23 protein-coding genes are annotated in these 26,198 nt (G+C 60.1%); 8 read left to right on the top strand and 15 right to left on the bottom strand.

What is annotated here, in order from left to right:
- Positions 1-38: 38 nt before the first annotated feature.
- The gene (locus AC1MEE_RS15310; RefSeq protein WP_480410456.1) at positions 39-836 is read right to left on the bottom strand and encodes an IclR family transcriptional regulator; all 798 of its coding nucleotides are present in this window, start codon (positions 834-836) and stop codon (positions 39-41) included.
- A gap of 122 nt (positions 837-958) precedes the next feature.
- On the opposite strand from AC1MEE_RS15310, the gene hmgA reads away from it, so the two are divergent.
- Together hmgA and fahA are read left to right on the top strand one after the other, a co-directional pair.
- The gene (gene hmgA, locus AC1MEE_RS15305; protein WP_480410455.1) at positions 959-2,266 is read left to right on the top strand and encodes a homogentisate 1,2-dioxygenase; all 1,308 of its coding nucleotides are present in this window, start codon (positions 959-961) and stop codon (positions 2,264-2,266) included.
- Complete coding sequence (gene fahA, locus AC1MEE_RS15300) at positions 2,263-3,564, top strand: fumarylacetoacetase (RefSeq protein ID WP_480410454.1); 1,302 nt, start codon at positions 2,263-2,265, stop codon at positions 3,562-3,564. Before hmgA ends, fahA begins: the two co-directional genes overlap by 4 nt.
- A gap of 148 nt (positions 3,565-3,712) precedes the next feature.
- Here fahA and AC1MEE_RS15295 read toward each other — a convergent pair whose 3' ends face one another.
- Positions 3,713-5,179 carry an N-acyl-D-amino-acid deacylase family protein gene (locus AC1MEE_RS15295; RefSeq protein ID WP_480410453.1) on the bottom strand — a complete coding sequence of 489 codons (1,467 nt, stop codon included), beginning with the start codon at positions 5,177-5,179 and terminating at the stop codon, positions 3,713-3,715.
- Between the two features lie 157 nt (positions 5,180-5,336).
- Between AC1MEE_RS15295 and AC1MEE_RS15290 the strand changes: the two genes are divergently transcribed.
- Positions 5,337-6,140 (top strand): AraC family ligand binding domain-containing protein, encoded by an 804-nt coding sequence (locus tag AC1MEE_RS15290; protein WP_480410452.1) that lies wholly within the window; start codon positions 5,337-5,339, stop codon positions 6,138-6,140.
- On the opposite strand, the gene AC1MEE_RS15285 is transcribed toward AC1MEE_RS15290, so the two are convergent.
- The 5 genes from AC1MEE_RS15285 to AC1MEE_RS15265 all read right to left on the bottom strand — a co-directional run bounded on the left by AC1MEE_RS15285 (position 6,141) and on the right by AC1MEE_RS15265 (position 11,176).
- Entirely contained in the window at positions 6,141-7,199 is a 1,059-nt protein-coding gene (locus AC1MEE_RS15285; protein ID WP_480410451.1) for a threonine aldolase family protein, read from the bottom strand.
- Between the two features lie 125 nt (positions 7,200-7,324).
- Positions 7,325-8,347, bottom strand: coding sequence for a sensor histidine kinase (locus AC1MEE_RS15280; protein WP_480410450.1), 1,023 nt, complete (start codon positions 8,345-8,347; stop codon positions 7,325-7,327).
- Between the two features lie 9 nt (positions 8,348-8,356).
- Positions 8,357-9,841 carry an ATPase domain-containing protein gene (locus AC1MEE_RS15275; protein ID WP_480410449.1) on the bottom strand — a complete coding sequence of 495 codons (1,485 nt, stop codon included), beginning with the start codon at positions 9,839-9,841 and terminating at the stop codon, positions 8,357-8,359.
- Positions 9,838-10,272 (bottom strand): hypothetical protein, encoded by a 435-nt coding sequence (locus tag AC1MEE_RS15270; RefSeq protein WP_480410448.1) that lies wholly within the window; start codon positions 10,270-10,272, stop codon positions 9,838-9,840. Before AC1MEE_RS15270 ends, AC1MEE_RS15275 begins: the two co-directional genes overlap by 4 nt.
- A gap of 145 nt (positions 10,273-10,417) precedes the next feature.
- Positions 10,418-11,176, bottom strand: coding sequence for an SDR family NAD(P)-dependent oxidoreductase (locus tag AC1MEE_RS15265; RefSeq protein ID WP_480416112.1), 759 nt, complete (start codon positions 11,174-11,176; stop codon positions 10,418-10,420).
- Between the two features lie 122 nt (positions 11,177-11,298).
- On the opposite strand from AC1MEE_RS15265, the gene AC1MEE_RS15260 reads away from it, so the two are divergent.
- Positions 11,299-12,201 carry a LysR family transcriptional regulator gene (locus AC1MEE_RS15260; protein ID WP_480416111.1) on the top strand — a complete coding sequence of 301 codons (903 nt, stop codon included), beginning with the start codon at positions 11,299-11,301 and terminating at the stop codon, positions 12,199-12,201.
- 127 nt (positions 12,202-12,328) lie between these two features.
- On the opposite strand, the gene AC1MEE_RS15255 is transcribed toward AC1MEE_RS15260, so the two are convergent.
- A complete protein-coding gene (locus AC1MEE_RS15255; protein ID WP_480416110.1) occupies positions 12,329-12,943 on the bottom strand; it encodes a TetR/AcrR family transcriptional regulator in 615 nt (204 codons plus the stop codon).
- Positions 12,944-13,122: 179 nt separating this feature from the next.
- Between AC1MEE_RS15255 and AC1MEE_RS15250 the strand changes: the two genes are divergently transcribed.
- Complete coding sequence (locus tag AC1MEE_RS15250) at positions 13,123-14,208, top strand: MBL fold metallo-hydrolase (RefSeq protein ID WP_480416109.1); 1,086 nt, start codon at positions 13,123-13,125, stop codon at positions 14,206-14,208.
- A gap of 238 nt (positions 14,209-14,446) precedes the next feature.
- Here AC1MEE_RS15250 and AC1MEE_RS15245 read toward each other — a convergent pair whose 3' ends face one another.
- From AC1MEE_RS15245 to AC1MEE_RS15220, 6 genes are all read right to left on the bottom strand, one after another.
- A complete protein-coding gene (locus AC1MEE_RS15245; RefSeq protein ID WP_480416108.1) occupies positions 14,447-15,994 on the bottom strand; it encodes a UxaA family hydrolase in 1,548 nt (515 codons plus the stop codon).
- 65 nt (positions 15,995-16,059) lie between these two features.
- A complete protein-coding gene (locus tag AC1MEE_RS15240; RefSeq protein WP_480416107.1) occupies positions 16,060-17,142 on the bottom strand; it encodes a mannonate dehydratase in 1,083 nt (360 codons plus the stop codon).
- Positions 17,143-17,170: 28 nt separating this feature from the next.
- Positions 17,171-18,586: an MFS transporter gene (locus tag AC1MEE_RS15235; protein WP_480416106.1), complete on the bottom strand. Its 1,416-nt coding sequence runs from the start codon at positions 18,584-18,586 to the stop codon at positions 17,171-17,173.
- 89 nt (positions 18,587-18,675) lie between these two features.
- Positions 18,676-18,999, bottom strand: coding sequence for a Dabb family protein (locus AC1MEE_RS15230; RefSeq protein WP_480416105.1), 324 nt, complete (start codon positions 18,997-18,999; stop codon positions 18,676-18,678).
- A gap of 12 nt (positions 19,000-19,011) precedes the next feature.
- A complete protein-coding gene (locus AC1MEE_RS15225; RefSeq protein WP_480416104.1) occupies positions 19,012-20,418 on the bottom strand; it encodes an aldehyde dehydrogenase (NADP(+)) in 1,407 nt (468 codons plus the stop codon).
- Positions 20,415-21,713 (bottom strand): RraA family protein, encoded by a 1,299-nt coding sequence (locus tag AC1MEE_RS15220; RefSeq protein ID WP_480416103.1) that lies wholly within the window; start codon positions 21,711-21,713, stop codon positions 20,415-20,417. The genes AC1MEE_RS15225 and AC1MEE_RS15220 overlap by 4 nt, the downstream gene beginning before the upstream one ends.
- Before the next feature lie 189 nt (positions 21,714-21,902).
- Between AC1MEE_RS15220 and AC1MEE_RS15215 the strand changes: the two genes are divergently transcribed.
- From AC1MEE_RS15215 to AC1MEE_RS15205, 3 genes are all read left to right on the top strand, one after another.
- Positions 21,903-23,540 carry an IclR family transcriptional regulator domain-containing protein gene (locus AC1MEE_RS15215; RefSeq protein ID WP_480416102.1) on the top strand — a complete coding sequence of 546 codons (1,638 nt, stop codon included), beginning with the start codon at positions 21,903-21,905 and terminating at the stop codon, positions 23,538-23,540.
- Between the two features lie 116 nt (positions 23,541-23,656).
- Positions 23,657-24,589, top strand: a complete 933-nt coding sequence (locus tag AC1MEE_RS15210) for a DMT family transporter (protein WP_480416101.1) — start codon at positions 23,657-23,659, stop codon at positions 24,587-24,589.
- 76 nt (positions 24,590-24,665) lie between these two features.
- Positions 24,666-25,601: a LysR family transcriptional regulator gene (locus tag AC1MEE_RS15205; RefSeq protein ID WP_480416100.1), complete on the top strand. Its 936-nt coding sequence runs from the start codon at positions 24,666-24,668 to the stop codon at positions 25,599-25,601.
- A gap of 31 nt (positions 25,602-25,632) precedes the next feature.
- On the opposite strand, the gene AC1MEE_RS15200 is transcribed toward AC1MEE_RS15205, so the two are convergent.
- Positions 25,633-26,115: a GFA family protein gene (locus tag AC1MEE_RS15200; protein ID WP_480416099.1), complete on the bottom strand. Its 483-nt coding sequence runs from the start codon at positions 26,113-26,115 to the stop codon at positions 25,633-25,635.
- Between the last annotated feature and the right edge of the window lie 83 nt (positions 26,116-26,198).

Here is a 26,198-nt window from a genome sequence, read left to right as displayed (position 1 = left end):
TTAATTGTAGGAGCGGGCTTGCCCGCGATGGCGTCAGATCAGGCGCCCGAGATCGGCTGACTGCCCCCCATCCGCTCACTAATCGCCTGTGCCGTTTTCACCAACCGCTGCGCCGCCGAATTCTGCACCTCAGCCGTAAACACCGACGCCGAGCCCACCACCGTCAGCACGCCCGCCAGTTTGTTGCCCATGGCGAACACCGGTGACGACACGGCATTCACGCCCGCCATCAACATCCCGTGAATCTGATGCACACCGGTGCTGCGGATTTCCTTGAGGTGCCTGTCGATTTCTTTCAGTTGCCGGGCGTTCAACTGTGCGGACTCAAGCCCGCGCAGCTCGGCGGTTTCGCTGGCCGCAAGAAAGGCATTGAACACCAGTCCGGTGGATGAACTGAGCAGCGGCAACACCGAGCCGATCTGCGTCACCAGCGTCACTGCACCGATGGATTGCTCGACATACACCACGGTCGGCCCTTTATTGCCCCACACCGCGAGAAAGCAGGTTTCGTTGAGTTCATCGCGTAGCGTGACCAGATGTGGGGCGGCGATTTTCAACACGTCCAGTTGCCCCAGCGCGGCCAGGCCAACCTGCAGCGCCTCGCGTCCAAGACCATAATGATTGGTGGCGACGTTCTGTTCGGCGAACCCACTGGCGACCAGTGCTTGCAGATAGCGATGGACCTTGCTCGCGGGCATGCCCACGTGTTCGGCCAGTTTCGACAAGGAGGTAGCAGGGGCCAGCTCGGCCAGCGCCTTGAGAATGCCCACGCCGACCTCGGCCGCCTGAACTTTTTGCTGCCGTCCGCCTGCTGGGCTTTCGATTTCCGCTGTCATGAAGAGGTGTGCGCCGGTCTGAGAAGGCTGCTTTATAGCTTGACCTCATCACAAACTCAAATTACGTTATGCGTAATATGATTACGAAAATAAAACCTTCAGCGTCATAACAAGAGGTCGAGATGTTCACAGCCCATTCTCCTGAAGCCCTGGCCTATCAAAGTGGCTTTGGTAACGAGTTCAGCAGCGAGGCATTGCCTGGGGCATTGCCGGTCGGGCAGAACTCCCCGCAAAAACACCCACATGGCCTGTATACCGAACTGCTTTCGGGCACGGCCTTTACCGTGCCGCGCTCGGAAGCCCGCCGTACCTGGTTGTACCGGATCAAACCCTCGGCCACGCATCCTCGTTACGAGCGCCTGGCACGGCAGATCGTCGGTCAGGCTTCTGGCCCGATCACCCCGAACCGCCTGCGCTGGAACGCGTTCGATATCCCCGCTGAACGCACCGACTTCCTCGACGGTTTGATCTGCCTCGCCAGTACTTCTGCGGCGGATCAGGCTGAAGGCGTCAGCGTTTACGTCTACTGCGCCAACGCTTCCATGGACCGGGCTTTTTTCAATGCCGATGGCGAGTGGTTGATCGTGCCGCAGGCGGGTCGCTTGCGGATCGTCAGTGAGCTGGGTGTGCTGGACATCGAGCCACAGGAAATCGCCGTGTTGCCGCGCGGGCTCAAATTCAGCATCCAGCTGCTCGATGCCAGCGCTCGCGGCTATGTCTGCGAAAACCATGGCTGTGCCTTGCGCCTGCCGGAGCTGGGGCCGATTGGCAGCAACGGGCTGGCCAATCCGCGGGACTTCCTGGCGCCGGTGGCGCAGTTCGAAGACCGGGATGAGCCGGTGGTGCTGGTGCAGAAGTTCCTCGGTGAACTCTGGGCCACGCAACTCGATCATTCACCCTTCGATGTGGTCGCCTGGCATGGCAACAATGTCCCGTACAAATACGATCTGCGCCGTTTCAATACTATTGGCACCGTGAGTTTCGACCACCCGGACCCCTCGATTTTCACCGTGCTGACCGCGCCCAGCCCGGTACCGGGTCAGGCCAACGTCGATTTCGTGATTTTCCCGCCACGCTGGATGGTGGCCGAAAAGACCTTCCGGCCGCCGTGGTTCCATCGCAACCTGATGAACGAATTCATGGGCCTGATCGATGGCGTCTACGATGCCAAGGCGGAAGGCTTTGCCCCCGGCGGCGTTTCCCTGCATAACTGCATGAGCGCTCACGGGCCGGACAACACCACGGCAGAGAACGCTATCGCCGCCGACCTCAAACCGCACAAGATCGACAACACCATGGCGTTCATGTTCGAGACTGGCAAAGTGCTGCGCGTCAGCCGCCATGCCCTCGACTGCCCACAACTACAGACTGATTACGATGCCTGCTGGTCAGGCATGGCCAAGACCTTCGACTCGGGAACCCAAGAATGAGCACTTCATCGAACCCTCTTAGCTGGGTGACGTCCGCCAACGGCCACGCTGATTTTCCCTTGCAGAACCTGCCACTGGGGGTTTTCAGCCGTCCTGGCTTGAGCAAGCGCGGTGGCGTTGCCATTGGCGAGATGATTTTCGACCTGCGTGCTGCGCTGGATGTCGGCTTTTTCAACGGTGCAGCGCGTGATGCTGCCGAAGCGGCCAGCCGCGATCAGCTCAACGACTTTTTCGCCTTGGGCGCATCAGCCCGACAAGCCCTGCGCAACGAACTGCTGCACTTGCTCGATGAAAACAGCCCACAGCTGTCGCGCTTGCGACCATTGGCTGAAACCCTGTTGCAGCCAATGGCTGATTGCGAGATGCACGTGCCGGCGCGTATCGGTGACTACACCGACTTTTACGTCGGCATTCATCACGCGCTGAATGTCGGCAAACTGTTCCGCCCGGACAACCCCCTGTTGCCCAACTACAAATACGTACCGATCGGTTATCACGGTCGCGCCTCGACTATTTGCATTTCCGATACGCCGGTCAAACGCCCCAATGGCCAGACCTTGGCGCCGGGCGCGACCGTCCCGGAATTCGGCCCCAGCAAACGCCTCGATTACGAGTTGGAGATGGGCGTATGGATCGGTCCGGGGAATGCCATCGGCGACGCAATTGCCATTGGTGACGCGGCTGAGCATATCGCCGGCTTCTGCCTGCTCAATGACTGGTCGGCGCGGGATCTGCAAGCGTGGGAATACCAGCCGCTGGGGCCGTTTCTGTCGAAAAGCTTCGCCACCAGCATTTCTGCGTGGGTGGTGACGGCCGAGGCGCTGGCGCCATTCCGTACCGCGCAACCGGCCCGGCCAGAAGGTGATCCGCAGCCACTGGCGTATTTGTTCGATGCCGCCGATCAGCAGGGCGGGGCGCTGGATATCGAACTCGAAGTGTTGCTGCTCACCGAGCAAATGAAAGAGCAGGGCATGGCCCCCCATCGCCTGGCGTTGAGCAACACCCAGAACATGTACTGGACCGTCGCGCAAATGGTCGCGCACCACAGCGTCAATGGCTGCAAGCTGCAACCGGGTGACCTGTTCGGAACCGGCACCTTGTCCGGGCCGCAAGCCGGGCAGTTCGGCAGCCTGCTGGAAATCAGCGAAGGCGGCAAACAGGCCCTGACGTTGCCAAGCGGTGAAAGCCGGCGCTTCCTGGAAAATGGCGACGAAGTCATCTTCCGCGCGCGTTGCCATCGAGAGGGTTACGCCTCCATTGGCTTTGGTGAGTGCCGGGGCAAGTTACTCGGGAGTTGATATGGAACCTGTAGGAGCTGCCGAAGGCTGCGATCGACCGGGAACCGGTCGCTTTCTTGAGACCGCTGAAGGTCGTGCCGGTCGAGCGCGACCCCGGCCTTTCGCAGCCTTCGGCAGCTCCTACAGTTAATTCGTACCAGCCGCCCACTCAGGAGTAGGCATTGAAACCCTCAGCCAATCCACCACTACGCGGCAAAAAACGCCCCTTCCGCTGCCCTTGGGCCCGTCCTTCGGCGTAGCTCAGACGACCATTGACCCAGACGCCGTCGATCCCTTCGGCGGCGCGCTGGGGATTGCTGAAGTCGGCGACATCGCGGACCCGTTCCGGGTCGAATAACACCAGATCGGCCCAATACCCTTCGCGGATTTCCCCTCGTTCATGCAGGGCAAAACGTGCGGCGGACAGGCCCGTCATCTTGTGCACGGCGGTGTGCAGCGGGAACAAACCAAGGTCGCGGCTGAAATGCCCCAGCACCCGTGGAAACGCGCCCCATAAGCGCGGATGCGGGAAGGGATCTTCCGGCAAACCGTCGGAACCGATCATTGATAACGGGTGCGCCAGAATCCGCTGCACGTCCGTTTCGTCCATGCCGTAATACACCGCACCGGCCGGTTGTAGTGCGCGCGCGGTTTCCAGCAACGGCAGACCCCACTGCGCAGCGATGTCCATCAAGTCGCGTCCGCCTTGTTCTGGATGTGGCGTCGACCAGGTGATGGTGATGCGAAAGGCGTCGGTGACTTGCTTGAGGTCCAGCGTCGAGGAGCTGGCGGCATAGGGATAGCAATCGCAACCCACTGGATGGTTGAGCGCAGCCTGCTCCAGCGCGACGAGCAACTGCGGACTACGCCCCCAATTGCCGGCACCGGCGCATTTCAGATGGGAAATCACCACCGGCGCTTTGGCGTGGCGACCGATGCGAAACGCCTCGTCCATGGCTTCCAGCACCGGTTCGAACTCGCTGCGCAAATGCGTGGTATACACCGCGCCGAACGCTGTCAGCTCTTCGGTCAGTTGCAGCACTTCATCGGTGTCCGCCGAGAACGCCGAGGCGTAGGCCAGACCTGTGGACAGGCCCAGCGCACCGGCTTCGAGGCTGTCGCGCAGTTGGGCGCGCATGGCGGCGATTTCTGCCGGTTTGGCCGTGCGGTACAGGTCATCCAGATGATTGTTGCGCAGGGCGGTGTGGCCGATCAGCGCGGCGACATTCACTGCGGGGCGGGCGGCATCCACGGCAGCACGGTAATCGCTGAAGCGTGGATAAACGAAGGCGGCGGCAGAGCCCAGCAGGTTCATCGGGTCCGGCGGGTCACCCAGCAGACGTACGGGGGAGGCGCTGATTCCGCAATTACCGACAATCACCGTGGTCACGCCCTGGCTGAGCTTGGGCAACATTTCGGGCTGGCGGATCACCACGGTGTCATCGTGGGTGTGCACATCGATAAAGCCTGGCGCCAATACCCGGCCTCTGGCGTCGATTTCTTCGGTTGCCGATAAACCATCGATATCGCCGATACGCTGGATACGCCCATCCCGAACGGCCACGTCAGCGGGGTAGCCCGGGGTGTTGGTGCCGTCGATGATCAGGGCGTTGCGGATCAGTAAGTCATAGTTCATGTCAGTCTCCCGAGGGGGCAGCCGTGCCTGCGAATGGACCTGGGTCGCGTCCGACTGACGCAGTGTATCTGCCAGCGCGCAATAAAATACAAGACGCCCTCAGGCATCCGGGCTATATCTGAGGCGCCCTTCGTCCGCTGTTCTCAGGTCATGAGTCATGAAAGAGCTGGTCCATTACCATCGCGCGCCCAACATGCCAAGGCTGGTGCTGAGTGAGGCGCGATTCTCCGAGTTTCGGTTCGAGCCGCATTACCACCTTGATTACCACATTGGCCTGGTGCCGGATGGCGTTCAGCGCCAAAGGTTTAACGGTACGTCGGTGTTGCTCGGGCCAGGACGTATCTCGGTGATGCCGCCGGGGCAGATCCATGACGGTGCTGGCGCCGACGGCGAGTCTTACACCATGACCACCTTTCGTCTGTCGTCGAAACTGGTGGATCGCTTCAGCGAAGAAATCACGGGTATTCGGGGCGAAGCGCAATGGGCGGGTTCGATGATCGAGAACCCGCGCCTTTCCCAAGATTTGATGTGGCTACACCGGGCCATGCAGCAAGATTGCGCGCCACTGGCAGTCGATGAGCACTGGTTGCAGTTGCTTGAGCGTTTGCTCCGGCAGACGTCCGCGGCCCGACCGCAAGTTATCGAAGGTGGGCTTTCATCGCTGCACTGGTTACGCGTGCGTGATTACTGTCATGCGCACAGTCACGAGAGCATCACCCTGGAGCAATTGGCGCAGCTGTGTGATTTAAGCCGCTTTCAGTTTTTGCGCCGGTTCAAGCAAACCGTCGGCATGACCCCCCATGCCTGGCTGGTGCGGCTGCGGCTGGAGCGCGCCTGTTCGCTGCTGGCACAATCGGACGCCTCCATCGTTCAAGTGGCGCTGGAGGTGGGCTTCTACGACCAGAGCCACTTCAATCGCGCGTTCCGCCAAGCGTATGGCGTCGCCCCTTCGTCCTACTGATCAGACCGACATCCGTTTCACCGCCGCGATGAAATGATCCACATCGGCTGCAGTGGTGGCGAAGGAGGTGACCAGACGGACCACGCCTTGGCCCCAGCGGTCGTGATAAAAGCGAAAGCCCTGGGCGAGCAAACCGCCGATCACCGGCTGCGGCAATTGGCAGAAGAGGATGTTTGCCTGGGCAACCCCTTGCAGCGTGATGCCGTCGATCGCGCCGAGACCGGTCTCAAGGCGTTTGGCCATGGCGTTGGCCTGACGGGCGTTGTTCAGCCACAGTTCGTCGTCCAGATAGGCTTCTATTTGTGCCGACAACAGGCGCATTTTCGAGAACAGGTGGCCGCCGCGCTTGCGCCGGTAACCCATTTGCGTCGCCAGATCGCGGTCGAACAGGATGATCGCTTCGGCGGCCAGCACACCGTTCTTGGTGGCGCCGAACGAGAGGGCTTCGACCCCGGCTTTCCAGGTCATTTCTGCGGGGGAGCAACCCAGCGATACCAGTGCATTGGCAAACCGTGAGCCGTCCATGTGCAAGCGCAGCCCCGCATCCCGGCAGACCTGGCCAATGGCGGAGATTTCCGCGACCGAGTAGACGCTGCCGACTTCGGTGGCCTGAGTGATGCTGACGCACGCCGGCTGGGTCGAGTGAACGTCACCGACTTTGCGCCGCGCCTGTTGCGCCAGCAGTGAGGGATCGATCTTCGCTGAGTCGCCGTCGATCGTGACCAATTTCGCGCCATTGCTGAAAAATTCAGGGGCGCCACATTCGTCATTGTTGATGTGGCTGTCGGGGTGGCAGAACACGTGGCCCCAGGTTGGCGTCAGCACGCTCAGGCACAGGGCGTTGGCGGCGGAACCGGTGGGTACCAGAAATACACTCAGCTCTTTTTCGAAGAGGGCACTGAGTTTTTCTTCGACCCGCCGCGTCGTGTCATCCGCGCCATAGGGTTGCGCCTGACCGCTACCGCACGCGGCAATGGCGGCGATGACCTCAGGCGAAGCGCCAGCGATGTTGTCGCTGGTAAAGCCCAGTTGAAGGGGCGAGTGCTGTGCTGTATTCACAAAATGTCCTCCGTAAATGCGAAGCGGAGCGCTTGTGCAGAGGACTATGGCGAATCGGAAAGTGTGTGCCTTGTAGAAAATTGCAGCGCCCGGTTTCACGCCGGGTTGGATAAAACCTGGGGGGGTTAGCTCTGGAGCAGCGGCAGGATGACGATAAACTCACTGCCCTTGCCGTCGCCATCACTGGCACCGGTTACAGTGCCGCCATGGGCTTCGACCAGTTCGCGGACCACGGTCAGGCCGATACCCAGGCCTGCGCCGTTGAAGCCGACGGCGTGTACGTCCTGGACAAAGGGTTCAAAAATGAACGGCAGCGCTTTGGCGGTAATGCCGATGCCGTTGTCGGAAACACTCATCACCAACACATCGTCCTCGACGTTGACGGACAGTTCGACGATGCCGCCAGGTGGTGTGTACTTGGCCGCGTTGGCCAGCAGGTTACCGAGGATTTGGGTGAGGCGTACCGGGTCGCCGTTCACCGCCAGCGTGCAGCTGGGGAGGTGAGCGGCGAAATGCAGCAGACGCGTGTTCATCACCGGCGTGCACACGTCAATCGCCTCCTTGATGATCTGCACCATGTCCACTTCGCCGCAATCCAGGCGCAACTTGCCGGTGCTGGCGCGGGAGACGTCCAGCAGGTCGTCGACCAGACGTGACATGTGCTGCACCTGAGCTTCGATCAGGGCCTGCATGCGCGGCAATTCCTCACTGGGCACCCGCGCCAGACGTCCGGCGATCATGCTGATCGGCGTCAACGGGTTACGCAGTTCATGGGCGACCAGCGCGAGGATGTTCCTTTGTTGCCCCAGCGCGTGCTCGGCTGACGCCTGAAGACTTTGCGCGGTGAGCACCGCCGTGACCAGTCGCTTGTTGGCTTCACGCAGCTCCAGGTACAGACGTTGTTGTTCGACGCGATGGGGCGTCTTGGCGTCCGACTGAGCCAGCAGTATCGCCAACACCAATTGTTGATTGGCTTCGATCAGTTGCTCGACCTGCTGACTGTCGCCTAGACGATTGTTGGTCTCGATCAGGTCTTGTTGCAGCTCGGCCAGCACGCTACGCGCTTCCACGGTTTTTTGACCCAGCAGGAAAAGTTCGCGAGTGGCAGTGGCCTTCGCTTCATCATTCTTGCCAGTACTCTCGCTCATGAGGTTGACTCAATCATCTTCATCTCCAGGACGCGCCACACCTGAACTCCGTTGTGTGGGTCGGCCACCCAGCAAGCCTTCCTTGTCAGGCAGCATTTCGCCGATCTGCAGGCCTTTATCGTCGATGCGGTACAAGCGCAGCTCATCCGAATGGGCGCTGGCCCGAACCTTGACCACGGCCATGATGCGCAGCAAGCGGCTTTCTACTTCAATATAGCGCTGAACGATGATGGCGTCGGTCAGGAAGGCCGTGCCGTAAGGGCTGAAACGCAGATCGGTGTAACGGTCTTCAAGTTCGGAGGTCATCAACACGCTGACACCGGCGCTGGTCAGCGCGTTGACCATGCATGACAGCGATTCACGAAAGTCGTCGCGGAAGGTGGGCGCCAGCGCCAACTCGAAGCCTGACAGCGAATCGATGACCACCCGCGTGGCCTTCAGGCGATTGATCTCGCTCAACAGCAACTGGACGATTTCGTCGATGGACAGGTCTGGCGCACGACTGTCCACCAGGCCGACCTGGCCGCTCTGGATCAGGTTGGCCAGCGTGGCGTTTTGCGAATGATTGGGGCGTTGCTCGAACACCGCGATCACGCCGGTCTCGCCGTTGCGGGCGCCTTCGGCAAGGAAGGTCGACGCCAGAATGCTTTTCCCGGAACCGGAGGGCCCGGCAACCAGCAAGGAATACCCTCGCGGAAGACCGCCACCGAGCATCTCGTCCAGCCGCGGCACCCCCATCTTCAGGCGCGAACGCAGGGCACCCTTGGAGGGTTCGGACTGAATCCCGGTTTTCACCGCAGCAGGCGCGAAGACTTTGATGCCCGAAGTGCTGATGCGGAAGGTGTGCAGGCCGGGCAGGGTTGGCTGGCCGCGCATCTTCATGATTTCCATTTTGCGCACCATGGAATTGCGCTGCACACTCTGCCGCAGCCAGATCAAACCGTCGGCCACGGTGAAGATCGGGTTGGTGTCGGTCTCGGTGAAATATTCGCCAATCAGGAAGGTAGTGGCCTGCCAGGTGGTCATCAACATACCCAGTTGTTGAACGAACTGCGGCAGGTTGTTATTCGGATTGTCCTGGGTTCGGCTCGCCAGCACCACAGAACGGAAAGAATCGACAAACACCAGCGCCGGGCCATGGGTTTCGACTGCGGTCACGATACGCCGTAACACCTCATCCAGATCGCCCGCCAACGTGTCGTCGGCCAGATTGATGTAGCGGATCGAATGATTGATCGCTTCGCTGTCGAAAAAGTCGAACTGCTGCTGGTAACGCAGCATCTTCAGCGGCGGTTCGCCAAGCACGGTGAAAAAGAGGGCCGGGCGTTCGGGCGTTGCCAGGGCAAACATCATCTGATGGGCCAGCGTGGTCTTGCCGCAACCGGGCGGCCCGGCGATCAGGTTGAACGAAAACTCCGGCAATCCTCCGCCAAGCACCTCGTCCAGTCCTGGCACGCCGGTGGCCAGGCGGTTGATTGTCACTTTGGTGGTCATGGCGAAGTATCCTGCGCGGGGGTGCCGCTCAAAGAGTTTTCCCACACGGAACGAAGCAAGCGTGCGGTAAGCGAGGGCCCGACCAGCGTGGTCAGCAATTCGTAGAACGTCTTCAGCAGCTCTTCGCCGAACAGACTGGCGTCGGTGCTGCTTTGCAGGACGAGTACGGATTTGAGTTCAATCAGATCCATGGCGGTCTGCACGCTTGCATGCGTGCCGGCCAGGCGTGGATGGGTGGAGGTGGACAGGTAGAGACTGCGACGATAAAGCGCGGCAACTCCTTGCTGTCCGATGATGGGGGTCAGGGCGGCGTCCATTTCTTGCAATGTGGCAACGATCGCATCGGCGATGTGCGCCGCGTCGGCATCATTACCAGCTCGGTGCGCCAGAGAAGCTACGATCTGACGGCTCTCTTCGCTTTCCGTAGACATGGCTCACTGATTCTTAATGCAGAGTGGGTGATGGTACACCCTAATGGGTGGCATCCATTGGAATGATTGTGAAGTCTAGCAGGGCCGCGGTCTCCAGCAGCCACAGCCGTGTTTTGTGCGAAAGCGAAGGCCTGTCCAGCCTGTATCAGAGATGAATGCCGCCCGACGCCTCGATACGTTGGCCGTTGATCCAGCCGCTGCCCTCGGCCAACAGCATCGAGATGGCGCCGCCGATATCGTCCGGCAGACCCGCACGGCCCAGGGCGGTGTCGGCTGCGATGTATTGATTGATCTGTGGGTTGTCACGCACTACGCCGCCGCCGAAGTCGGTTTCGATCGCGCCCGGTGCCAAGGTGTTGACGCGGATGCCGCGCGGGCCCAACTCCTGAGCCTGATAACGGGTCAGGACTTCGAGGCCGCCTTTCATCATGGCGTAAGCACCGTGACCGCCCAGGGTGAAACGCGTCAGGCCAGTGGAAATATTGATGATCCGGCCTTGGTCGGCGATCAGCGGCAGCAGCCCTTGGGTCAAGAAGAAGGGGCCTTTGAGGTGGATGTTCATCAGTTGATCGAACAGCTCTTCGCTGGTGTCGGCGAAGCTGGCATAGAGGCCGATACCGGCGTTGTTGATCAGAAAGTCGAACGATTTTCGGGAAAAGCTCGTGCTCAAGGTTCTACTGACCTCAGCGCTAAACGCGGCGAACGTGCTGCTCTTGCCGACGTCCAGTTGCAGCATCACGGCGCGACTGCCGAGTTGTTCGATCTCGTGGGCAACGGCCTGTGATTCGGCGGCATTGCTGTGATAAGTACCGATGATATCGATCCCTTGTGCGGCAAGGTGCAGCGCTGCACTTTTGCCGAGACCCCGGCTGGCGCCGGTGATGAGTGCGATTTTACGGGTCATTGCCTGTTCCTCATGCTGGAGAGTGAAGCTGTTGAGGAGAGTTTATTTGTACGGTATTGCATGATAAACAGGAGTAATTCGGAATCACTGATCGGATAAGTCGAACAATAAAAGGCATGAAGATGAATAAGCTGGAGCTGCTGAAGACCTTTATCCGTGTCACCGAGCTGTCGAGTTTTACTCAGGCCGGGGAGAGTCTGGGTCTGCCTCGGTCGAGTGTTTCCGAGCATATTCAGGCGCTAGAGGCACTGCTGGGCACCCGATTGCTGCATCGCACCACGCGCAAGGTGCAAGTTACTCAGGACGGGCTGGTGCTGTATGAGCGCAGCAAGAATCTGCTGTCGCACATGGATGAGCTCGAAGGCTTGTTTCGTCACGATGGCGCCGTGCTGACCGGGCGTTTGCGGGTCGATATGCCCAGCGTGCTGGCGCGCACAGTGTTTATGCCTCGCTTGCCCGAATTCATTGCGCGCCATCCGCAGATAGAACTGGAGATCAGCAGCACCGACCGCCGAGTGGACCTGGTGCGCGAGGGATTTGATTGTGTGTTGAGAGTCGGTGCGCAGCCTGATCAGTCCATCGTCGCGCGGCTGATTGGTCGGGTGAGCATGATCAATTGCGTGAGCGCGGGCTATTTGCGCACGTATGGGGTGCCGCAGACCCTGGAGGACCTTGCCGGGCATCGGCTGATTCATTACGTCAGCGTGTTGGGCGCACGCTCCAATGGCTTTGAATTCATGCAAAACGGCAAGCTGCGCCAGGTACCGATGGCGGGCAGTGTCACGGTCAATAACACCGATACCTACGAGTCAGCCTGCCGCGCCGGACTCGGTCTGGTGCAGGTGCCGTATATGGGAGTGCGTGAGCTTCTGGCCAGCGGCGAGCTGGTGTCGGTGTTGCCCGACTACGTGCCCGCGCCGATGGAAGTGTTCTTGCTGTATGCCCAACAACAGCATGTGCCGGAGCGTTTGAGGGCCTTGATGCAATGGTTGGAGGAATTGTTTCAGCAGCATGCGCAGGAGTGATGTGCTGGCAGCGCTGGCCTCTTCGCGAATGAATTCGCTCCCACAGTTAGATCGTATTTCCCCTGTGGGAGCGAATTCATTCGCGAAAGCTGAGTGTCAGGCGCGGAAACTTTTCCAGACACACCTGCTAAACAGGAATTTCATACCAGCCCAGAAACAGGTCCAGTGTGGATTCGATCACCGACGCCTGGGCAGCTGGGGTCAGGGGCGGAGCGCCCTGGGTTATCTGCGGCCAGAAAGCAAAAGCCTTGAGCAATGCATGAATCTGGCTGGCGGCGAAACTCGGGTCGACCACCTTGAAACGACCGTCTGCCTGAGCGGCGCGGATCCAGGTGGTAAAGCCTTCTTCGCGCTCATTGAGGCGGGCGACCATGTTTTGCGCGCGCTCGGGAGAGTGAATCGCCGCGGCAATGGCCACTCGCGCCAGGTCGAGAAAGTTGCTGTCAGCCAGCGTCGTCATTTTCGACAGCAGCAGAGCTTGAAGCTGATCGCGCAGCGGGCGCTCAGGGTGATAGGTCAAGTCCAGCAGCTCGCTGCTGCTGGCCCATAATCGCTGGAGGATCTCGGAGAACAGCTCTTCTTTGCTCGGAAAGTGGTTGTACACCGTGCGCTTGGACACTTCAGCCAGGGCTGCGATTTTGTCCATGCTGGTGACTTCGAACCCATTGACGCGAAACTCGGCAATGGCCGCCTGAACAATGGCTTCGCGTTTACGGTCGGTCAGGCGTAGAGGAGCTTTCATGGGTTCGCTTCAGACAGGCGGATGGGGAAAATTTACACTCGGTAGTTTACTTGTCATCTGATGTGTTGCAAGCTTAAAACTACACTGTGTAGTGTAGTTGCTTCTCGCTCTTCGCTTTAGCTGTCATCCCCATTCGTCAAGACGCAGGAACCCGACCTGTTCCTTGGAGTCAGCCTTTCATGACCAAGACCACACGAAATTCAGACGACGCAACCCAACCACTGACTTCGCTGCAGCATGAAGGGCGGTATCGCAACCATGCCCCCATGAAGCGGATGGGCTTGCGGAAAACGTTGCGCATTTTCTGGAATGCCTTATTCAACAAGCCGACACATACCCGGCCAGTGGGCGCGATTCCGGTGCAGCCGCTGTCGCGTCAGCAATTGTTGGCGGCGCCCAATAACAGCGTGTTCCGTTTGGGGCATTCCACCGTGCTGCTCAAACTACGCAATCAGTTCTGGCTGACTGACCCGGTGTTCGCCGAGCGTGCCTCGCCGGTGCAATGGGCCGGGCCGCAGCGCTTCCATCAGCCGCCGATCAGTCTCGAGGACTTGCCGCCGATCAAGGCAGTGATTCTTTCGCACAACCATTACGACCACCTCGATCACATGGCGATCAAGGCACTGGTGCACAAGGCCGAGCACTTCCTCGCGCCCATCGGGGTGGGAGACACCTTGATTGAGTGGGGCGTACCTGCGGGAAAAGTGCGGCAGTTGGACTGGTGGCAATCCACCGAGATCGACGGCATGCGCTTTGTCGCGACGCCGTCGCAGCACTTCTCGGGTCGCACGCTGCTCGATGGCAATCGTTCGTTGTGGGCGTCGTGGGTAATGATCGACAACGACCAACGGATCTTTTTCAGCGGCGATACCGGCTACTTCAACGGCTTCAAACGGATTGGCGAGCAATACGGACCTTTCGACCTGACGTTGATGGAAACCGGTGCCTATAACGTCGATTGGCCGGACGTGCACATGCAACCCGAGCAAACCCTGCAGGCCCACATCGACTTGCGTGGTCGCTGGTTGTTGCCGATCCACAACGGCACGTTCGACCTGGCGATGCATGCCTGGCACGAACCCTTCGACCGGATTCTGGCCTTGGCCTGGGAAAAGAACATCGCTATCAGCACGCCGCAAATGGGGCAGCCGTTCTACCTGCAATACCCCAGTCGTGGAAGTGCCTGGTGGTTGGGCGTGGAGGGTGTGATTGAGACGCACGCTTCAGAAGTTGTCGAGCCTCAGGGGAGGCATCGGCATGTCTGAATGTTTGTCGGGTAAGGCATAGCGGTGTTTTTGCCTTGCCTGACCTTCGCTCGGCAACTTTTCCTACCGACCCTAGAACAGCGGTAAGGTGTAGCTGATGATCAAGCGATTTTCGTCGATATCGCGCTGGTAGTCTAAGGATCAAGAGGTGACCCGCTTGTGACCGGTCACCGATGTGCATTCATCGCATGAGAGGGACCCTGTCGCTGGGTGAGCAACAGGGCTTTCAGCGGTTGTCTCAGGCCAGCACACCGATCTGCCAGGGGCAGAATTCGTCCTCGCCCAGGCCATTCAATTCGCTTTTGGTTTTTTCACCGGACGCGTGGATCAGCAAGCGCTCGAAGATTTCCTGCCCCATCTGCTTGATGCTCTTGTCGCCATCGATGATCTGTCCGCAGTTGATGTCCATGTCATCGCTCATGCGCTTGAACATAGGCGAGTTGCTGGCCAGTTTGAAGGTGGGTGCCGGAACCGAGCCGAAGCACGAGCCACGTCCCGTGGTAAAGGCAATCATGTTGGCGCCACCGGCGATCTGCCCTGTGGCGGAAACCGGGTCATAGCCGGGGGTGTCCATGAACACCAGGCCATGAGTGGTGACCGGATAGGCGTACTCATAGACATCCATCAGTGGCGCGTTGCCGCCTTTCTTGGCGCCGCCCAGGGATTTCTCCAGCACATTGGCGAGGCCGCCGGCATTGTTGCCGGGGCTGACCCGGCCGTTGATCTGAGTGTCGCGGCCTTCGTTGTACTTGAGCCACCATTCGATGCGGTCGATCAGCTTGCGTCCGACTTCCGGGGTCACTGCTCGCGCGGTCAAAGTGTGCTCGACGCCAAAGATTTCCGAGGTCTCGGAGAGAATCGCCGTGCCGCCATGCCGCACCAATATGTCCACCGCAGCACCCAGGGCCGGGTTGGCCGACAGGCCGGAAAATCCATCCGAACCGCCGCATTGCATGCCGATGGTCAAATGCTCCGCCGACACCGGCTCGCGCTTGATCCGATTGGCCTGAGGCAACATGGCCTGAATGATCTTGATCCCCTGGTCCACCGCGCTTTTCACGCCGCCGACGTCCTGGATCACCAAGGTCTTGAGCATGTCGCCGAGCACCAGCTTTTCCTGCTCGATGAAGCCATAGATGTTGTTGCGCTCACAGCCCAGAGCGATCAGCAACCCGCCAGCGGTGTTGGCATGGCGAATGTGTCCAGCGATGGTACGACGCAGCAAGTCCATGGGTTCGCCGGTCATTTCCATGCCGCAGCCGATCTCATGCACGAACGGCACAACCCCGTCGATATTGGGAAAGTCGGCCAGACGTTGCTCATCAAAATAATTGGCGATTTTGCGTGCCACGGTGGCACCGCAGTTACCGACGACGAATACGCCCAGGTAATTGCGCGTTGCGACACGACCGTCGTCGCGCACGATGCCCTGGAAGGTGGCGCGTTGTTCTGCCGGCAACAGATCGGTGGGTACGTAGTCCAGGCCATAGCGATAGTCGCGGTCGGTTTCGCCGAAAGCGATGTTGTGGCTGTGCATCCAGGTGCCGGGCGGCAGGTCTTCGCTGGCGTAACCGATGACGGTGTTGTACTTGAGCACCGGCTGGCCTTTTTCGATCAGGCGCGCGGCGACCTTGTGGCCCAGCGGTACGTCTTGCAAGGTGGTCACGGCTTCGCTGGCAATCAACGTACCGGCGGATATTTCGACCCTGGCGACCACCACGTTATCGGCGGGATCGAGGCGGATCACAGGGCTGACTTCACGGGCAGTCTTGTTTGCAACAGGCATAGCGCCTCCTTCTTTTGTTATTCAACTGCCCGCCGCAGATAAACCACCGCGGGCCAACAGATCGGTCAGGCGACGACGGTCAGGCCGGGCCGTTGCACGCTGCGCGCCTTCTGTTTGGCGATGCCTTCCCACAAGCCTTGCAGGTACATGATGCCCAGCGCGCGGTCGTACAGGCCGTAACCCGGTACGCCGGTTTCGCCCCAGATCATCCGGCCGTGGTCCGGCCGGGCATAACCGGTGAAGTTGGCGTCATGCAGGGCTTTCATGATCTCGGCCATGTCCAGAGAACCGCATTCAGTAGGGTGTGCGCTTTCATAGAAGTCACCGTTTTCAGCGACTTTCACGTTGCGCAGGTGCACGTAATGCACGCGCTGGCGAGCTGCGAATTCATTGATGAACGCAGGCACGTCGTTGTTCAGGTCCGAACCGATGGTGCCGCTGCACAAGGTCAGGCCGTTGGCCGGTGAGTCGACGATGCTCAGCACGCGACGGTGATCGTCGATGTTCTTGATGATGCGCGGCAGACCGAACACCGACCGGGGTGGATCATCGGCGTGCAAGGCCAGTTTCAGGCCCAGTTGCTCGGCGACCGGCACCAGTTTGCCGAGGAAGTATTCCAGGTTGCTCCACATCTGTTCGGTGCTGATGTCTTTGTATTCCTCCAGCATCGCCTGGAGTTTTTCCGGCGGGTATTTGGTACCGATGCCCGGCAGCGGAATCACACCCTTGGACACGTCCAGCCGGTCAACCAGCGCCGCCTCGAAAGACAGGGTGTTGGAGCCGTCCGGCAATTGATATTCCATTTGCGTACGGGTCCAGTCGAACACCGGCATGAAGTTGTAGCAGACGATCTTGATGCCGCTGGCAGCCAGGTTTTTCAGGGTTTCGATGTACTGCGGAATCAACGCTTCACGGCCTGGTTTGCCGAGTTTGATTTCCTCGTGGACGCGAAAACTGTCGACCACCTCCATCTTCAAGTTGTGCACGGCGGCGGCGTCGCGCAGGCTTTTGATGCGGTCAACGGGCCAGACTTCGCCCAGTGGCATGTCGTACAGCGAAGAAACGATGCCGTACAGGCCTGGGATCTGGTTGATGTATTGCAGGCTGATGGGGTCTTTCGGACCGTGCCAGCGGAAGATCATTTTCATCAGGAGAGACCTCGTATACGTCTGGTTGTCAGGATGCGCTTTTGAGTTCGAAGCGCTGAATCTTGCCGACGATCAGCCAGTAGCTGAGCACCGCGATCAGGCCGTGGGCGCCGACGTAGATCAGGGCGCCATCGAACGAGCCAGTGGTTTGCAGGATGTAGCCGATCACTACAGGGGTGATGATCCCGGCCGTGTTGCCAAACGCGTTGAACACGCCGCCTGTGGTGCCGATCAATTCTCTGGGGGCGGTATCGGCCACAATCGTCCAGCCCATTGAGCCGAAACCCTTGCCGAAGAACGCCAGACTCATCAGCGCCACGACCATGGTTGCGCTGCTGGCGTAGTTGCAGAGGATGATGCTTGCGCTGAGCAGCAGGCCGATGGTGATCGGGGTTTTACGGGCAATGCTCAAGGAACCGGTCTTTTTCAGGATCAGGTCAGAAATGAACCCGCTGGACACCCCGCCTACCAGCCCGCACAGGGCCGGAATTGCCGCGACGAAGCCCGCCTGGAGAATGTCGAAACCACGCTCCTTGACCAGATAGATCGGAAACCAGGTCATGAAGAACCAGGTGATCGACGTGATGCAGTACTGCGCGAGGAAGATTCCCACCAGCATGCGGCTGCGGAACAATTGGCCGATTTCACCCAGACGCATGCCTTTGCCAGCCTGGGCGGCCTTGGTCTTGAGGCCTTCGAGATCGACCAGGCCGTCGCCGGCGCGGATGTACTCCAGTTCCTGGGCATTCATTTTCGGGTGGTCGACAGGCAGGTAATAGAGCTTCCACCAGACCGCGGCAATCACCAGGCCGATAACGCCCATGATGATGAACACGTATTCCCAACCGTAGGTGTAGCAAAGCCAGCCCATGATCGGCGTGAACAGCGCCAGTGACAGGTACTGCGCACTGTTGAAAATCGCTCCGGCCACGCCCCGTTCCGAAGACGGAAACCATGCCGCGATGATCCTCCCTGAAGCGGGTCCCACGGGTGACTCGGCAGCGCCGAGCAAAAACCGCAAGGCCAGCAACAGCGGGACAATCATGCCAATGAAGTGGACCATGCCCATCATCACGGTGAAGCAGGACCAGACTGCAACGGCCAGCATCATCGAGCGCTTGGAGCCGATCCAGTCCGTGAGCCAGCCGGACGGAATCAGGAAAATCACATACGCCCAGCTGAATGCCGAGAATAGATAGCCCATTTCCACCGAGCTGATGCCCAGTTCCTTGCCCATGTCGGTTCCGGCGACTGACAGTGCCGCGCGGTCGCCGGTGCTCAGTGCCAGCACAATCGTGATCAGGGCAAGAATCAGGAACCGATAGCGGGTCTTTTTTGCCACGGCAGGGCTCGCAGAGGCAGCGGTGCCGACGCTTGCGTCAGCGATGGCAGCAGCAGGCTGACCCGCCGCGCCAGCAAGCGCGTAACGCTCGTTGTTGTTCATCTTAGGCCTCATATAGTTATTGTTGTGACGAGTACGTCCCTGGCGACGGGAAATAAGCATCGTCGCCAGGTTTTCGGACTTTTGGGCTTTCAGGCGGCCTGGACGCTGCCCTCTGTGCGGCCTTCGGTGTAGTCCACGGCGACCCATTCGAAGTACTTCTTCAATTCGGTGACCAGCGCGACATGGGCGGGGTGTGGCAGGTAGCGATTCACCGCCTCGGCATCGTCGAACGTGGTTTCCAGCACGTAATCCCAGCAGATCGGTCGGTCCAGCTCATTGGCCGACATCTTCCAGCTACGGGCGAAGTCGATGTCCTTGTGCAGATCACGCATCCACTGCACCAGATGGCTTTCCAGCTCGGGTTGTTTGTCCACGCCAGGCAGGCGGCGGAACATCACGATGTGTTTCATCATGGCTCAGACTCCTTATTCGCCGAGCGCCCAGGCAGGCGCATCCTGCAAGGCCAGTGGGCGGAGGAAGCGTTGCAGTGCGGCGTAGCCGACGGAGGTTGATTGCGGCTGCGTCGAGGCGGGCCAAGGGCCGCCGTGTTGTTGCGCGTGGGTCACCGCGACACCGGTCGGCACGCCGCTGAACAGCACGCGCCCGGCAATGTTTCGGGCGGCGCGCAACAACGCGCGCGTGTCGTCGGTGGCCTGTTCGAATCCCCATAAGGTCGCGGTCAAGGTTCCGCCGATAGCGTCGAACACCGAAACGGCTTGCTCTACCGATTTCACCTTCAGCACCACGGCCGCAGGCCCGAAAATTTCTTCGCGCAACTCGGCGTTGTCGATAAACGCCTGAGCATCGATCTCGAACAGGTGCGGTGCCGGGCCATCGCTATCGGTATGGGATTGGAACAGTGGACGGGTTGCACTGGAGCGAGAGAGGCGGGTGACGCCGTCATCGAAACCGCGACGCATACTTGGTGTGAGCATCCTGTGGGTATTCAACGGTTGCAGGGTGTTGCTCAGCAAGTCGATGAAGCGCTCGCTGGCCGGGTGATCGAACAGCATGATCACCCCAGGGCTGGTGCAGAACTGACCACAGCCCATGGTGATGGACGCGGCCAAGGTCTTTGCCAGACTTTCACCGTCGCGTTCAAGGATTTCTGGGAGCGCCAGCAACGGGTTGATCGAGCCCAGCTCGCCGAAAAACGGAATGGGGCGAGCGCGCTCGTTGGCTACTTTCCACAACGCCGTACCGCCTTGAAAGGAGCCGGTGAAGGCCACCGCTGCAATCTGCGGATGGGCCACCAGATGCACGCCAGCCGCGCGGGAAGCGCCTTCGACCAGACCCAGTAACGCGGCAGGCAGGCCTTGTTCGGCCAATACGCCCTGCGCCACTTCGTGCACGGCGCGGGACAACTGCGGATGGCCGGAATGCGCCTTGACCACCACCGGGCAACCGGCGGCCAGGGCCGAAGCGGTATCGCCACCGAGTACCGAAAACGCGAACGGAAAGTTGCTGGCCGAAAACATGGCCACCGGCCCCAGCGGTTGGGATACCCGGGTCAAGCGCGGCCGGCCGGCAGGGGGAGCACCGGCGATGGCTGGGTCATCGACACGGAAAAAAGGTACGCCGGCTTCAACTTCCTCGGCAAAACCGCGCAGCTGGAACGCCGTGCGCGCCACTTCGCCAGTCAGGCGCACAACGCCCAGACCGGTTTCCTGATCGGCCAACGCGATCAAAGGTTGTTGCTGGTGTTCCAGCGCATCGGCCAGACCGCGCAGCAGGCCGGCTCGCACCGAGGCCGACGACTCGGCCCAGGCGCTGGCCGCTGCTGCGGCTTGGTCGACGGCCTGGTCGATCAACAAGGTATCGAGCGTACTCATTTCAAGCCTCCGTTCTTGGGTTCCAGGTCTTTCGGTTCCAGGTTGTAACCACGTCCGCTGTAATCGAAATCCACCAGTTCATTGATCGCCACGTCCTTATCCGCCGGCGAGGCGTAGTAGGCGCGGATCTCCTTGATCAGACCGCTTTGCTCGTCGAACACGTACCATTCGTCCCCGCGCAGGGCGGTGCCGAGTTTGCCTTTCCAGTGAGTCCACTCGATCACTGCTTCATGGCTGTCGTGGCTGACCAGGATTTTTTCGATGGTCCACCGCGAACCCAGGTTCTCCACGCACCAGACCCATTTGCTCGCGATAGTGTCGGCACTGCGCCATGGAATTTCAGGCAGACCAGCCGGGAAATAATGCACCGCATCCGGGGTGAAACAGGACACCAGCGCAGCATGGTCAGCCGCGTTGCAGGCGGCAAAGTAGCGGCGAATCAGGGCGGCGTATTGCTCTTGCTTGATCACGCTCATCAGTTCGTCTCCTTGCCGATAATGCTCGGGATGCGCGGGCGACCCGAAGCGACCCGAAGCGACCCACGCGTGATAGTCGGAAACCGCCGCCGGGCTGGGCGGGTACACACCCCACAAGGCCTCGCCAGAGGCAATGCGCATGGCCAGATAGTCTTCCAGGTCGTCCTGGATCGTGCAGGTATCGGCCAGCTCTTCGGCCAAGTGCGCCGGGACCACGGTCAGGCCATCGGCATCACCCACGATCACATCGCCCGGGTACACCGCCACACCGGCACAGCCGATCGGCACTTGCAAGTCGGCGACGTGGTGATAGGAAATTCGCGTGGTGGCGGTGATTTCCCGGGCATAGGCGGGCAGGGACAACGCAGCGATCTCACTGCCATCGCGCAGCGCACCGTCAGTGACGATAGCGCGGGCACCACGGGCCAGCAGACGGGTCACCAGAATGTTGCCGGCCGAGGCAGCACGCGGATCGTTCTGGCTGTCGATCACCAGCACATCACCGGGCTGAACCTGTTCGACGCCTTGCCATTGCAAGTTGTCGTGGTTCGGCTTGGTGGTCATGGTGCCGTAGGTGTCGATGTCTTCCCGGGCCGGGATGAAGCGCATGGTGAAGGCACGACCGGCGAACGGCTTGATGTTGCGGCTCATGGCGCGCAGGCCGACCAGTGCCGGTTGGCGGAAACCCAGCTTGAACAATTGGGTGGTCAACGAACCGCTGCTGCACAGGGCAAGCTTGGCTAATACTTCATCGCTGACGGTCACATGACGGTTGGCCGTGTTGTCGTAAGCATCAGTGTACTGGTGGATCTTCGTCATTGTTGTTCTCCTGGTCGTCGCGGCCCGGTGTAAAGCGGGTGTCTATTCAATTGAGCGGTTATTCCCGTAATGTGGGCCAAAAAACATAACTCGCTTGCTGGTATGGACTGATCCTAAGTCCCGATTGACGCAGAGGAAACAAGGTTTATGCTGCGGACTGAGTGATGTTCCAAATTATGGGAATTGGTGATGACTGCATCAGACGGTACCGGCGCACTGGAAAAAGCCATGGACGTACTCGAGGCCATAGGCTCAGCGCCCCAGGGGCTCAATCAGGCCGAATTGGCGAGCAAGGTCGGGCTACCGCGCACGACGCTATACCGGATCATTGCGAGTCTGGTGGAGCGCGGGATGATTCGTCGCGATCCGCTGCGCAAGGTCTACCGACTCGGCTTTCGTTATCTGGAGCTGGTGCGCAACGCTTACCTGATGCCGGACCTGGTGGCGGCCGCCAGTTTTGAACTGCGTGCCCTGCGTGACCTGACTGGCGAGACCTCCTATCTGGCCGTGCTCGATGGCAATCAGGTGATGTCGCTGGAGCGTTGCGACGGTGCCCATACCACGCGTTCCGCTGCCGCTTTGGGGCGGAGCAAACCGGTGTATTGCACAGGACAGGGCAAGGCGATTCTGGCGGCGATGGATGAAGCCAGCCGCGAGGAAATCATCAAGGGCCTGACCTTCACCCCGTTGACCCCGCTGACCATCACCGATCGACGCCGACTGCACACTGAATTGCAGATCACCCGGGCGCGGGGCTATGCCATCGACGATGAGGAAATCGTTATGGGCGTGCGCTGCGTAGCGGCCGCTATTCGCGACAACGCGGGGAAGGTCCGGGGTGCCCTGAGTGTCGCCGGCCCGGCCTATCGACTGACCCTGGAGCGCCTGGAGCTGCTGGGCCCGGAACTGACCGACGCCGCCCGCCGGGTCGGCGCGCAGTTGAGCGAGTCGCAAGTGCGGGTGGCCGACAGTGAAGTGGAACTGGTGGCGTGTCCGTGGGCCTTCAACGGTGCTTTTCCGCGGTGGTCCGATGACCGGCAATGCCTCTACTGGGTCGATACACTGGCCCCGGCGATTCGCGTGTTGGACGCTCAGGGCGAGCGGATTTTCGCCCGGCTCGATTCACCGGTCTGTGCGATGGAACTGCATCACGAGGGGCTGCTGATCTGCCACACCCAGGGTTGGTTGCTGCTGGATCGCGATGGCCAGGAGCACCCGCTGGGCGGTTGGCCGGGCAAGCATTTGCTGGGGTTGTGCAGCCATCCTGGCGGCAGTCTCTGGGCCTGCCTGGCCACGTCGAGCGGCTGCAAACTGGGCGAGCTCAGCGCCCAGGGCGAACTGCGCGCACCCTGGACCTTTCAGGAGCGCATCAGCGCGTTTTGCTGGGATGAAAAAGGCGACGCGTTGTACGCCATCGGCCCGGATTCCGGCAGCCTGTTCCTGCTGCATCCGGGCAGCAGCGCAGTGCGTCGTTTGGCGACCTTGCCCAAGGGTTCCGGCCGCCTCAGCGGCCTGGCCCTGGACCGCGAGGGCGGGGTCTGGACCACCCTGCGCGACGGTTGGAGTCTGGTGCGCTTCGGCGAAGATGGCAGCCTCGACCGTATGATCGGGCTGCCGATTCCCAGCCCGACCGACCTGGCATTTGGCGGCCAGAACAAGGACATCCTGTACATCACCAGCGCCCGCCATGACGTCCCCATGGAAGCCTTGGCCAACGCCCCGGCTTCGGGACATCTGTTCCGGACTCATCCGCAAATAGTCGGATTGACGGCCCATCGCAATGGGTGGGGGTTGGCATTTAATAGCGACGAAGCCAACGCCTCTTGAGCGTTCGCTAACGGATACTGAGGCACTTTGATTTTTCAATAAGCCGAACGAGTTTTTCATTTGCCCGGTCGGGCGGATGTCGGCCTAATCGGGCCCTGAAAATTCGAGGTTTGAATATGAAAAATCTTTGTCCGTCGAGCACCCGGGCCGGTTTTGCCGTAGCCCATTGGAGCATGTTGGTCTGGGCGATATTGCTCGCGTCATCCTTCCTGGCCGCCGGAGAGGTCAGCCCGTCGATCGATCCGATGTTGTTGACCGGGTTGCGTCTGTTTTTTTCTGCGCTGATGTTTTTGCCGATGCTGGTGCTGAACAACACCTCGCCGATCTCTGCCAGGGGGCTGCTGGCGCACGCGGGTCTGGGGTTGCTGTTGGCGGTGTACTTTGGGTCGTTGTTCGAAGCGTTGCGGTATACCTCGGCGGTCACCACCGCCACGCTCTATACCCTGGTGCCACTGATGACCTTGTTCTTTGAAGTGTTCCTGCTGCCGGGCAGCGCGCAGAAAAAACGACTCCTGCCCATGCTGGTGGCCGCGTTGGGTGCTTTGTTGCTGATCCTCAAAGGCGCCTCGGTCAACGAGTTGCCGTCACTCTACGCAGTGTCGATATACGGCACCGGGTGTCTGGCCATGGCCTTCTATTCGCCTTTGAGCCAACGCTTTAAGGCCAATGTCTTGAAGGGCCGCGATCCAGTAGCGATGACGTTCTGGAACATGCTGTTCGGCGCGCTGTTTCTGTTTACGGTCTGTGGGTTCAGCGGCGGCTGGCGCAGCGCTGCCGAACTGTCGAGACTCGATCTGGGCTGGCTGATGTATCTGGCAGTATTTGGCACCCTCGGCACATTCTGGTTGTTGCACCGAGCCATCGGTGTCCTTGCGCCGTCGACGGTGATTTCCTATGTGTACCTGAGCACGCTGTTTGTCACGCTGTTCCAGTGGTTCTGGCTGCGGCAGGCACCGCTGTCGCTGCAAATCGCCGGTGCGCTCCTGGTGGGCGTCGGTATGCTGGCGCTAGTCATCACCAGTCGTCACTACCAGGCCGCGACGGCGTGAGGTATCGGGGCGTCGTTGATGATATCGTCCTCGGGCACTGACCCCCCTGGGTTGCAGCGTCGATGAGATGGATTTCATGCTTAACAGTAATGGGCTTAGAAAGCTCGATATGCAGGATCTGATGGTGTTCGTGGCGGTGTACGAGCAGAGCAGCGCCACCGCGGTGGCCGAGGCCTTGAGTATCAGCCAGTCGACGGTCAGTTACAGCCTGAAGAAGCTGCGCACCAGCTTTGAAGACGAGCTGTTCATCAATACCCGCAACGGCATGCGCCCGACCAGCAAGTCAGTGGCCATGTACGGCCATGTGTTGCAGATTCTGCAGAGCATCAATCTGTGCCATTCAGGGCTTGAGCTGTTTGACCCGAGTCGGCGGCAAACCACCTTCAATGTCTGCGCCCCGGAATACTTCGAGCTGTTGCTGCTTCCCGCGTTATCGAGACGTTTCATCGCGAGTGGTTTTGCGGTGACGGTCAATGTGCGCAAGTTCGATAAACAGGTGCCGGTCGAGGAACTCAAGGATGGCAGCCTCGATCTGGTCATCTGTTTCGGCCCGGACTTCCATCGCCGCCCCATCGGTTTGAACTCACAGGTGCTGCTGGACGACGATCTGGTCTGCGTGATGGACAGGCATTCCGCGCCGCCGATTGCCGCCATCGACATCGATGCGTTCATCGACCGGCGCCATGTCTACCCGACACCCTGGACCTCCGACACCAATATGGTGGATGGCTGGCTGGGCCAACAGGGTCGCAACCGGCAGATCGTTGCCCGGACCAACACCTATGTCGCGGCGCTGAAGATGATCGCCGGAACGGATTTTGTCCTGACCTTGCCCCGGCGTATTCAACGCCTGATAGGCAATGAAACCTGGCTCGCCTGCTGCGAAGCGCCACCTGGCTTGCCGGGCTTTACGCTGGACATGCTGTGGAGCGAGCAGGCAGAGACGGATCAGGCCAATGTCTGGTTTCGCGAGCAAGTGATCAAGGTCTGCGCCGAACCGGATCTGCGCTGACGCCGGTCAATCTGCAGGTGCCCGGCGATCCTTAACGGCTCAAGTCGAGTCGCTTGTGCCATTGCTCGATGGATTCTTCCGGGTAGCCGTCAAACTGCTTGTCGTTGGGCTGCACGTCGACTTTGATCCACGAGGCTTTCGAATCGAGCATCATGTGAGTGTGCTCCGGCGGCCGCGGCAGTGGGGTGTCGATGGCCGATGCGAAAGGGTGAATCAGCTCCGGCCAGTCGGGGCTGAACAACCATAGCGCACTGCCACAGCGTTTGCAGAAATGCCGCTCGGCATTGCTGATATGCACCTCATGGCCATTTCTCATCCGCGCGTAGTAAATGCCGATAGGTTTACGGTTGTTGACCTTCAGGCTGCGCGCGTCGCCGCTCAGGTTGATCGAGTATCCGCCTCCGCCTTGGGTCTTGCGGCAGATCGAGCAGTAACAGCGTTGGTAGGGGTAGGGATAAGTGCTGTCGAGACTGAACTCGACCGCCCCGCAATGGCACGAACCTTCGAGATGCATGACAAGACCCTCTTGGCAACCGCGTTCTCAGACAATGAACCTCTAGACAAGGTTGCAGGGCTACGTTCGTCGGCTGGAAGCGT

This window comes from Pseudomonas sp. ASL3, from assembly GCF_056680425.1.
This window is presented reverse-complemented; position numbering and strand designations above follow the sequence as displayed.

Bases quoted from the DNA above. Each gene is read 5' to 3' on its own strand.
- AC1MEE_RS15310 (WP_480410456.1), bottom strand. From the start codon at position 836: ATGACAGCGGAAATCGAAAGCCCAGCAGGCGGACGGCAGCAAAAAGTT.
- hmgA (WP_480410455.1), top strand. From the start codon at position 959: ATGTTCACAGCCCATTCTCCTGAAGCCCTGGCCTATCAAAGTGGCTTT.
- fahA (WP_480410454.1), top strand. From the start codon at position 2,263: ATGAGCACTTCATCGAACCCTCTTAGCTGGGTGACGTCCGCCAACGGC.
- AC1MEE_RS15295 (WP_480410453.1), bottom strand. From the start codon at position 5,179: ATGAACTATGACTTACTGATCCGCAACGCCCTGATCATCGACGGCACC.
- AC1MEE_RS15290 (WP_480410452.1), top strand. From the start codon at position 5,337: ATGAAAGAGCTGGTCCATTACCATCGCGCGCCCAACATGCCAAGGCTG.
- AC1MEE_RS15280 (WP_480410450.1), bottom strand. From the start codon at position 8,347: ATGAGCGAGAGTACTGGCAAGAATGATGAAGCGAAGGCCACTGCCACT.
- AC1MEE_RS15275 (WP_480410449.1), bottom strand. From the start codon at position 9,841: ATGACCACCAAAGTGACAATCAACCGCCTGGCCACCGGCGTGCCAGGA.
- AC1MEE_RS15270 (WP_480410448.1), bottom strand. From the start codon at position 10,272: ATGTCTACGGAAAGCGAAGAGAGCCGTCAGATCGTAGCTTCTCTGGCG.
- AC1MEE_RS15265 (WP_480416112.1), bottom strand. From the start codon at position 11,176: ATGACCCGTAAAATCGCACTCATCACCGGCGCCAGCCGGGGTCTCGGC.
- AC1MEE_RS15260 (WP_480416111.1), top strand. From the start codon at position 11,299: ATGAATAAGCTGGAGCTGCTGAAGACCTTTATCCGTGTCACCGAGCTG.
- AC1MEE_RS15255 (WP_480416110.1), bottom strand. From the start codon at position 12,943: ATGAAAGCTCCTCTACGCCTGACCGACCGTAAACGCGAAGCCATTGTT.
- AC1MEE_RS15250 (WP_480416109.1), top strand. From the start codon at position 13,123: ATGACCAAGACCACACGAAATTCAGACGACGCAACCCAACCACTGACT.
- AC1MEE_RS15245 (WP_480416108.1), bottom strand. From the start codon at position 15,994: ATGCCTGTTGCAAACAAGACTGCCCGTGAAGTCAGCCCTGTGATCCGC.
- AC1MEE_RS15240 (WP_480416107.1), bottom strand. From the start codon at position 17,142: ATGAAAATGATCTTCCGCTGGCACGGTCCGAAAGACCCCATCAGCCTG.
- AC1MEE_RS15235 (WP_480416106.1), bottom strand. From the start codon at position 18,586: ATGAACAACAACGAGCGTTACGCGCTTGCTGGCGCGGCGGGTCAGCCT.
- AC1MEE_RS15230 (WP_480416105.1), bottom strand. From the start codon at position 18,999: ATGATGAAACACATCGTGATGTTCCGCCGCCTGCCTGGCGTGGACAAA.
- AC1MEE_RS15225 (WP_480416104.1), bottom strand. From the start codon at position 20,418: ATGAGTACGCTCGATACCTTGTTGATCGACCAGGCCGTCGACCAAGCC.
- AC1MEE_RS15220 (WP_480416103.1), bottom strand. From the start codon at position 21,713: ATGACGAAGATCCACCAGTACACTGATGCTTACGACAACACGGCCAAC.
- AC1MEE_RS15215 (WP_480416102.1), top strand. From the start codon at position 21,903: ATGACTGCATCAGACGGTACCGGCGCACTGGAAAAAGCCATGGACGTA.
- AC1MEE_RS15210 (WP_480416101.1), top strand. From the start codon at position 23,657: ATGAAAAATCTTTGTCCGTCGAGCACCCGGGCCGGTTTTGCCGTAGCC.
- AC1MEE_RS15205 (WP_480416100.1), top strand. From the start codon at position 24,666: ATGCTTAACAGTAATGGGCTTAGAAAGCTCGATATGCAGGATCTGATG.
- AC1MEE_RS15200 (WP_480416099.1), bottom strand. From the start codon at position 26,115: ATGCATCTCGAAGGTTCGTGCCATTGCGGGGCGGTCGAGTTCAGTCTC.